Origin of the sequence: Streptosporangium sp. NPDC050855, from assembly GCF_044456585.1 — a bacterium.
Classification (GTDB): domain Bacteria; phylum Actinomycetota; class Actinomycetes; order Streptosporangiales; family Streptosporangiaceae; genus Streptosporangium; species Streptosporangium longisporum.
In genome coordinates this window covers 1-2980 of the sequence record NZ_JBITFY010000061.1, presented here as the reverse complement: position 1 = coordinate 2980, position 2980 = coordinate 1, and the positions used below count along the sequence as shown (strand labels likewise).

The window sequence follows — 2980 nt, the reverse complement described above, 5'->3', positions numbered from 1 at the left end:
AGATCCCGCACCCCATGACCCGTCACCAACCGCCGCGCCACCAACGCCCCCAGCCCACCGGTACCACCGGTCACCACCACCGTCCCCGACACCGGGACCGGCGGTCGTGCCTCAAGGGTGCGGCGGGTGAGCCGGGGGGTCAGCATCCTGCCGTCGCGGACGCGTACCTGGGGCTCGGTGACCGCGGCCAGCGGCCCCCAGTCGACGTGGTCGTCCTCGACCTCGGCCAGGACGAACCGGCCGGGCTGCTCCGACTGCGCCGACCGCACCAGCCCCCACACCGCGGCACCCGCCGGGTCGCCCGCCCGGGTGACGAACGTCAGTCGAGACTCGGCCAGCCGCTCGTCCCGGATGGCCTCCAGCACCTGCGTGGTCAGCTCGCGGACGCGGGCGGGCATGCCGGGCAGGTCGCTCACGCACGGGATCACCACGGCCTCCGCCACACCGTCCCCGGCCGGCGTCTCGACCCAGTCCACCCCGTAGGCGGCCTGGGCGGAGCCGGTCAGCGCCCCGGACGGGACCGCCCGTACCCGGATCGAGGCGAGGGAGAGCACGGGACGCCCGGCGGTGTCGGCGGCCTCGACGGCGCACTCGTCCGTCTCCGCGCCCCTCAGGCGGACCCGAAGGGCGCCCGTCCCGGGCTGGAGGAGCCGCAGGCCGCGCAGCTCGAACGGCAGCCGCACCGTCGTGGTGTCCCCGGCGACGAGCAGCGGGTGGAAGGCGGCGTCGAGGAGGGCGGGGTGAATGCCGTACCCGGCCGGGTCGATCTCAGCGGGCAGCGCCACCTCGGCGAACACCTCGTCGCCCCGGCGCCACACCGCACGCAACCCCTGAAACGCCGGACCGTACTCGTACCCCCGCTCGGCCAGCCGCTCATAACCACCCTCCACCTCCACCGGCTCGGCACCCACCGGCGGCCACTCCACCGCCCACGGGTACGAGACACCGGTGCCGGGCGCGGAGGGGCCGTCGCCACCGGGGGTGACCGTGGCCGACACGTGGCGGGTCCAGGAGGAGTCCGCGGAGTCCGCGGAGCCCGTGGGGCTCGCGGAGCTCGCGTCGCAGGGGCGCGAGTACACGCGCACCGGCCGGGCACCGGAGGCGTCGGCGCGCTCCACGACCACCTGGACCGCCGTGCCGCCGCCCGCGGGCAGCGTCAGCGGGGCCTCGAACACCAGCTCGTCGACCAGGTCGCAGCCCGCCCGGCCACCGGCCTCCAGGACCAGCTCGGCGAGCGCTGCCCCGGGGAGCACGATCGTGCCGGACACCACGTGCCCGGCCAGCCACGGCGTGGCGGTGACCGACAGCCTGCCGGTCAGCACGTCCGGGCCGTCCTCGGGCAGGTCGACGGCCGCGCCGAGCAGTGGGTGGCCGGCCTCGCGCAGGCCCGCCGAGGCCAGGTCGGCGGCGGCCGCGGGCGGGTCGAGCCAGAAGCGCTCGCGCTCGAAGGCGTAGGTGGGCAGGTCCGCGTGGTCGCCCGCACCCACGGGCGCGGACCAGTCCACGCCCGCCCCGGCCGCCCAGGCGCGGGCCAGGCAGTCGGCGAGCGCGTCGGGTTCGGTACGGTCGCGGCGGTGCAGGGGGAGGATCACGGTGCCCTCGCGGGTGACGCAGTCGTGCGCCATGCCGGACAGCACCGCCCGCGGCCCCACCTCCACGAGGACACCGGCTCTCTCCTCCTCCAGCCGGGAGATCGCCGTCCGGAACAGGACGGGCCGGGTGATCTGGTCGAGCCAGTAGCGGGCGTCGGTCCAGGTCCCGTCGATGCCGGTGACGGCGGCCGTGCGGGGGTGGCCGAACGTCACCCGCGCCAGCTCGGCGGCGAACGCGGGCAGCATCGGCTCCATGAGCGGGGAGTGGAAGGCGTGGCTGACGGACAGCCGCCGGGTGCGCCGGCCGCGCGAGCGCCACTGCTCGGCGAGCGCCAGGCACTCCCGCTCCGCGCCGGACACGACCACGGCGGCGGGACCGTTCACGGCGGCGACGCCGACGCGAGACTCCAGCCCGATCAGCGTCTCGGCGACCTCCTCGGCCGTCGCCTCCACCGCGACCATGGCGCCGGGTTCGCGCAGCTCCTGCATGAGCCGGCCGCGGACGGCGATGAGGCGGGCCGCGTCCGCTAGGGACCAGACTCCGGCGGCGTGCGCGGCCGCGTACTCACCCACCGAGTGCCCGGCGACGAGGTCGGGGCTCATCCCGTACGACTCCAGCAGCCGGAAGGCGGCCACCTCGAAGGCGAACAGCGCCGGTTGCGTGTAGGCGGTCAGGTCGAGCAGGTCGGCGCCGGGGCTGCCGGGTTCGGCCCACATCACGTCGCGCAGCGGCCTGTCGAGGTGGGGGTCGAGGGCGGCGCACACCTCGTCGAGGGCGGCGGCGAACACGGGCGCGGTGGCCGCGAGTTCCCGGCCCATCCCGGCGCGCTGCCCGCCCTGCCCGGTGAACAGGAACGCCGTCCTCGGCCGCTCCACGGCCACTCCCTCGACGACGGCCGCGAGTTCCCGCGTACCGGCGGCGTACGCCGAGAGCGCGGCGGTGAGGCCGTCATGATCGTGGGCGGTCACGACGGCGCGGTGGGGGAAGGCGGCGCGGCCGGCGAGCGTGCGCGCCACGTCGGCGGGGGCGGGCCGGTCGCCGGAGGTGACGGCCGCGTGCAGCCGGACGGCCTGGGAGCGCAGGGACCGGGCGCTGCGGGCGCTGATCGGCCAGGCGATCGGCCCCGGGGCGGGGGCGCTCCGGGGGGTCGCGGGTCCGGGGGCGGGGGCCTCCTCGACGATGAGGTGGGCGTTGGTGCCGCTGATGCCGAACGAGGAGACGCCCGCGCGGCGGGGCCGGGTACCGGCCGGCCAGGCACGGGCCCCGGTGAGCAGCTCGACCCGTCCGGCCGACCAGTCGACGTGGGGGGTGGGTTCGGTGACGTGCAACGTCGGCGGCAGCACCCCGTGCCGCATCGCCTGCACCATCTTGATCACCCCGGCCACCC

Annotated in this window: 1 protein-coding gene; it reads right to left on the bottom strand. The window is 76.8% G+C overall.

Going from position 1 to position 2980, the window contains the following annotated elements; all coding sequences use genetic code 11:
- Positions 1-2980, bottom strand: a 2980-nt coding sequence (locus ACIBCT_RS40485) for an acyltransferase domain-containing protein (protein WP_399197364.1), incomplete at both ends; no start/stop codon positions are given.